A 5,588-nucleotide genomic window follows, 5' to 3' on the forward strand; every position below is an offset into this window, starting at 1 on the left:
CTGTTATTAGTAATAAAGCAGACGCTTATGGCCTAGAGCGTGCAAAACAAGCAGGTATTGCTACAAAAGTGCTCAGTCATAAAGATTTTGACTCGCGCGAAGCGTACGATGCGCAATTAATGAACGTTATCGACTCTTTTATGCCAAATCTAGTTGTATTAGCTGGGTTTATGCGTATTCTTACTCCTGGCTTAGTGCAAAAATATGTTGGAAAAATGTTGAACATTCATCCATCTTTGTTGCCTAAGTATCAGGGGCTGAATACCCACCAAAGAGCAATTGATGCAAAAGACGATGTTCATGGCGTAAGTGTTCACTTTGTTACTGAAGAATTAGACGGCGGTCCCGTTATTCTTCAGGCGCAAATACCTGTACTCAAGGATGATACAGCAGAAACATTAGCAAAACGCGTGCATGAGCAAGAGCATATAATTTATCCTTTGGTGGTCAAGTGGTTCAGTGAACACAGACTTACTATGGAAGCAGATTATGCAGTTCTTGACAAAAAACAACTTCCTGCACACGGCGCGCACTACCCACAATAAAAAAATAAGTGCCCTGTTGTTATGTGCGGGCGCTTTACTTCCAACTAGCCTAATTGCAGGCGAATTGACCCAGTATCAAGCTAATTACGATATTTTACGCAAAGGTAAAAATCATGGTGAGGCTGTTCGTGAGCTCAAAAAAACGGGCGACGATACTTATGAACTTACATACCACAGCAATATTGAGTGGATGATTTTCTCTGACTCTCGTGAAGAAACATCAAAGTTTACCTTTAAAGATGGCAAGGTTACCCCGCATCATTACAACATGATTCGTACAGGGACAGGCCCAGATAAAGATTACAAAATTGATTTTGATACAACAAACAAAGTAGTGACTAGCAGCGCTAGTGAATACCCACTTAAATGCGAATGGACTGATGAATTTCAGGATGCTATTTCGTACCAAGTGCAAGTGCGCGAAGGATTGAAAAAAGGCGAAACAAGCTTTTCATTTCCCCTTATAGATAAAAAAGGTAACCGCCGCGACTACAACTTTGAAGTTGTTGAAAAAGAGATGATCTCCTTACCTATCGGTAATGTAGAAGCCATTAAAGTGAAGCGTTTATACGATAACGATAAACGCCAAGCAATTGCATGGTTCGCGCCAGAAATGGATTACATGCTGGTACGTATGTGGAAAGGCGAAAAAGGTATGGAGCAGTTTGAAGTTCAAATGAATTCATTTACTGTTACTGCGCCTACAGCTGTTGCGCCTGCTACAGCACAACAACCTCAAGAAGCTAACTAAATTTAATTAAACTAAAGTTAAGTTAAGTTAGTATTTAAAATAGGTGGGCTAAATTAGCTCACCCATTTTAAACAATGCAAATTCCCCCGGCTCCATTTTTTGCCAGCGCTCATCATTCGTCAAAGGCCTTGTAGCTATAACTGTTACTACATCGTTTGGTGTGGTCTCTTGTTGAAAATCAACCACCATGTCGGCATCAATCAACGTTGCTTTACCAAATGGCGCACGGCGCGTTATGTAGTGTAAGTTATTAGTGCAATACGCTAAAACAAACACCCCATCGGTCAATAACATATTAAACACCCCTTTTTCACGCAGAGTTTGCGAAAGCTTAGCCGCGTATCTAAAAACCGACGCCATATTACTTGGACGCTTTGGGTATTTTTCGCGAATTTTATCAAGCAACCAACAAAAAGCGAGTTCGCTATCGGTGTTACCCACTGGGCGATAGTACTGCGGTTTTAAATCATGATAATTAGATAGCTGCCCGTTATGAGCGTAAGTAATTTCACGCCCCCACAACTCACGAGTAAACGGATGAGTATTTTCAAGACATACCCGACCTCGATTACCTTGACGAATATGGCTAATAACCGAGACACTTTTAATGGGGTATGCTTTAACGAGCTTTGCAATTTCAGATTGATAACTCGGCTCAGGATCTTTAAAGGTTCTACAGCCTTTACCTTCGTAAAATGTAATACCCCAACCATCTTTATGAGGACCTGTATTACCACCACGCTCTAAAAGGCCTGAAAAACTAAAACAAATATCGGTAGGCACATTGGCTGACATGCCAAGTAATTCACACATTAATAAAATAACCCTTAAAAACCATACATTAAAATAAATAGCGAATATTTGTGTATTAAGCGTACACTAAATTGCAGCCCGCTATAACGGCTATACTTACTTAAAAAGTGTCATTTTGCTATTAGATTTATTTATTTTTACGTTAACACTACTTACGGCTAATGCTTTGACTATACGATAGTTATTGAGCGTTCCTCTGTCGGGTAATTAAATATCGTATTTAAGTTACTTTCTACTACAATTTAACATCGTTATGTACTTGAAAATTACTGTTACTAGCGCTACTCTAAGTGAGGTGGTCTGACCTCTATTAAGGAATAAAAATGACACTCATATTTACACTGGTTCTAATCGCGTTGCTTTGCACTGCGGTTTACCACAGAGCAAGTTGGAACACAGCACTTGGTGTTTCGGCTATAACTTTATTAATTGGTACCTTTGCGGGTGCTTTTGGTTTAATTAGCTGGTTGATCTTTTTGATCATCGCGGTTCCTCTTTCTGTTACTGGCCTTCGTCAGCAATATATCATCAAGCCTATTTTTGCTACGTTTAAAAAAGTAACGCCAAGCATGTCTGATACTGAAAAATCAGCTATTGATGCCGGTACGACGTGGTGGGAAGCTGACTTATTTTGCGGTAACCCAGATTGGAAAAAACTTCACCAATACCCAGTTCCTAAACTTACTATTGAAGAGCAAGCCTTTGTTGATGGCCCTGTTGAAGTAGTTTGTAGCATGTTGGACGATTGGGAAGCAACGCACGAACTAACCGACCTTCCTCAAGATGTGTGGCAGTATCTAAAAGATAATAAATTTTTTGCCATGATCATCAAAAAAGAATACGGCGGTTTAGAATTTTCTGCATTTGCACAGTCTTGTGTACTTCAAAAACTAACAAGTAAATCAACATTACTTTCGTCAATTGTTGGTGTACCGAACTCTTTAGGCCCAGGTGAATTATTACAACACTATGGTACAAAAGAGCAAAAAGATCATTACTTACCGCGCCTAGCGAGCGGTCAAGAAATTCCATGTTTTGCATTAACTTCGCCAGAAGCGGGTTCTGATGCAAGCTCAATTCCAGACTACGGTGTGGTATGTAAAGGGCAATGGAATGGTGAGGAAGTTGTGGGTGTTAGTTTAACGTGGAATAAGCGTTACATTACACTTGCCCCAGTGGCTACCGTACTTGGTCTTGCGTTTAAGTTACAAGATCCAGATGGGCTAATTGGCGACAATAAAGAGCCAGGCATTACCTGTGCACTTATTCCAACGGACACTCCTGGAGTTGAAATTGGTCGTCGACATTTCCCGCTTAACGTACCATTTCAAAATGGTCCTACTCGCGGTAAAGATATTTTCGTACCACTTGATTATATTATTGGTGGTCCAGATATGGCTGGTCAAGGCTGGCGCATGCTGGTTGAGTGTTTATCGGTTGGTCGTGCAATTACATTGCCGTCAAATTCTGCCGGTGGCATTAAAATGATTGCCGTTGCAACGGGTGCGTATAGCCGCATTCGTCGTCAGTTCCGTTTACCTATTGGTAAAATGGAAGGTGTTGAAGAGTCACTAGCAAAACTTGCTGGTTACGCTTACAGCTCTGATGCTGCGGTTAGTATGTCTACGGGTGCGGTTGATTTAGGCGAAAAGCCATCGGTAGTTTCTGCCATTATTAAATACCACCTGACAGAGCAAATGCGTGATGCAACTATTCATGCAATGGATGTACTTGGCGGTAAGGGCATCATGCTTGGGCCAAATAACTATTTAGGTCGTGGCTACCAAGGTGCACCTATTGCCATTACCGTTGAAGGTGCAAACATCTTGACCCGTAATATGATTATTTATGGTCAAGGTGCAATTCGCTGTCATCCATTTGTACTTACCGAACTAGGTGCGTGCGAAATTGAAGACCGCGAAGAAGCGCTTAACGTATTTGATAAAGCGCTAATGGGTCATATTGGTTTTACTATGTCGAACCTTGTACGTACTAAGTGGCTTGCACTTACCGGCGCACGTTTTACAAGTGTGCCGTACAACGACGAAACTGCTGAATTTTACCGTATAGCGTCACGCTTTAGTGCATCACTTGCTCTTATGTCAGACATTAGCATGGCAGTATTTGGTGGCTCACTAAAACGTAAAGAACGTATTTCAGCACGTTTAGGTGACTTACTTAGTTACTTATACTTAGTGTCTGCAACGCTTAAGCGTTACAACGACGAAGGCCGTAAAAAAGAAGATTTTGCTCTAGTAAAATGGAGTTGCCAAGATCACCTTTATCATTGCCAACGTGCACTTGCTGATTTAATTAATAACATGCCTTCGGCTCCACTACGTGCCGTGTTAAAAGTATTGTTATTCCCGTTTGGTCGCCCGGTTCGTAAACCAACTGACCAACTTGAGCATAAACTTGCGCAACTACTACAAGTACCTAGCGAAACGCGTAACCGTTTAGCAAGCTACGTATACTTAAAAAATGAGCCGCTTAACCTTGTGGGTCGTCAAGAGCAAACGCTTAAAGACATCCTAGACGTTGAGCCATTATTTGAAAGAGTATGTAAAGAGAAAGGCCTTAAACTGCCATTCTTCCAGCTTGATAAAGTAGCGCAAATGGGACTTGAAGCAGGCATTTTAAGCCAAGCAGAGGCTGATAAACTAGCTGCTGTTGAGCAATCTCGTTTAGATGTTATTAACGTTGATGACTTCGACCCTGCTGACTTACTTGCAGGAAAAGCCGCACGTAATAGCGTTAAAAAAGAAGCTGATGCTGCTTAACTAAGCTAAGCATTTACAGACCAAAAGCCAGCATATAACGTGCTGGCTTTTTTGTGCACAATAAAAAGTTTTAACAACTTGATGGAGTAGTTTATCGTTAGATTGTTTAAATAATTATACAGCTTGGTATAACAGGCAGCTCTGACATCTAACCAACCCTAAAAGCTCTGTATTGATTAAATACCCTTAATTCATCTCTATGCTCATGCAAAAACTTAAACCCTGTCAAGAGCTCTACAAGTACAACACTATAAAGTTAATGACTATACCAATTAGCAATAATACTTAGAGCCTGCCTAGCAGTGTTAAAAATCTCTGGTATACGACTGCATGGATGCAGGAGATAGAGCAATGCAGGATCATTTGCCGAAAACAACTAAATAACGAATTATTCCTTATTATCGACATGCTTTTCTTACATCAAAATAGATTACTTAATTAAGCGAATTGGGGTTAAACCTGGCGTTAAGCTAACTGCGGTAAAAGTTACGAGAAGAGAGATACAGCGCAATGCAGAAGCATTTACCCAGAGCATCGGCAGATTGATATAGTTATTGATACGGATAATAAGGAATATTAGCAGGTTCGTGCAAGTAATGTGTTTGATAGCTGATAGCCAAAGAATGTTTTACTAAATTATTTAATCAAGGATTTTATAAGCTTGTTATTGAGGAAATAACAAGTGGCGGAGTGGACGGG

General features: G+C 40.6%; 4 protein-coding genes. 3 read left to right on the forward strand and 1 reads right to left on the reverse strand.

Going from position 1 to position 5,588, the window contains the following annotated elements; translation table 11 throughout:
* On the forward strand, positions 1-545 hold a 545-nt coding region (gene purN / locus L652_RS0100090; RefSeq protein WP_024595746.1), incomplete at its 5' end, for a phosphoribosylglycinamide formyltransferase.
* 16 nt (positions 546-561) lie between these two features.
* On the forward strand, positions 562-1,296 hold the full coding sequence (locus L652_RS0100095) for a DUF3108 domain-containing protein (RefSeq protein WP_002959996.1): 735 nt from the start codon (positions 562-564) through the stop codon (positions 1,294-1,296).
* A gap of 48 nt (positions 1,297-1,344) precedes the next feature.
* Here L652_RS0100095 and L652_RS0100100 read toward each other — a convergent pair whose 3' ends face one another.
* Complete coding sequence (locus tag L652_RS0100100) at positions 1,345-2,109, reverse strand: class II glutamine amidotransferase (protein ID WP_002959998.1); 765 nt, start codon at positions 2,107-2,109, stop codon at positions 1,345-1,347.
* 323 nt (positions 2,110-2,432) lie between these two features.
* Here L652_RS0100100 and fadE point away from each other — a divergent pair, with 323 nt between their 5' ends.
* A complete protein-coding gene (fadE, locus tag L652_RS0100105) occupies positions 2,433-4,889 on the forward strand; it encodes an acyl-CoA dehydrogenase FadE (protein ID WP_002960075.1) in 2,457 nt (818 codons plus the stop codon).
* The last annotated feature ends 699 nt before the right edge of the window (positions 4,890-5,588 follow it).

It is taken from the genome of Pseudoalteromonas sp. TB25, from assembly GCF_000497995.1.
Classification (GTDB): domain Bacteria; phylum Pseudomonadota; class Gammaproteobacteria; order Enterobacterales; family Alteromonadaceae; genus Pseudoalteromonas; species Pseudoalteromonas distincta.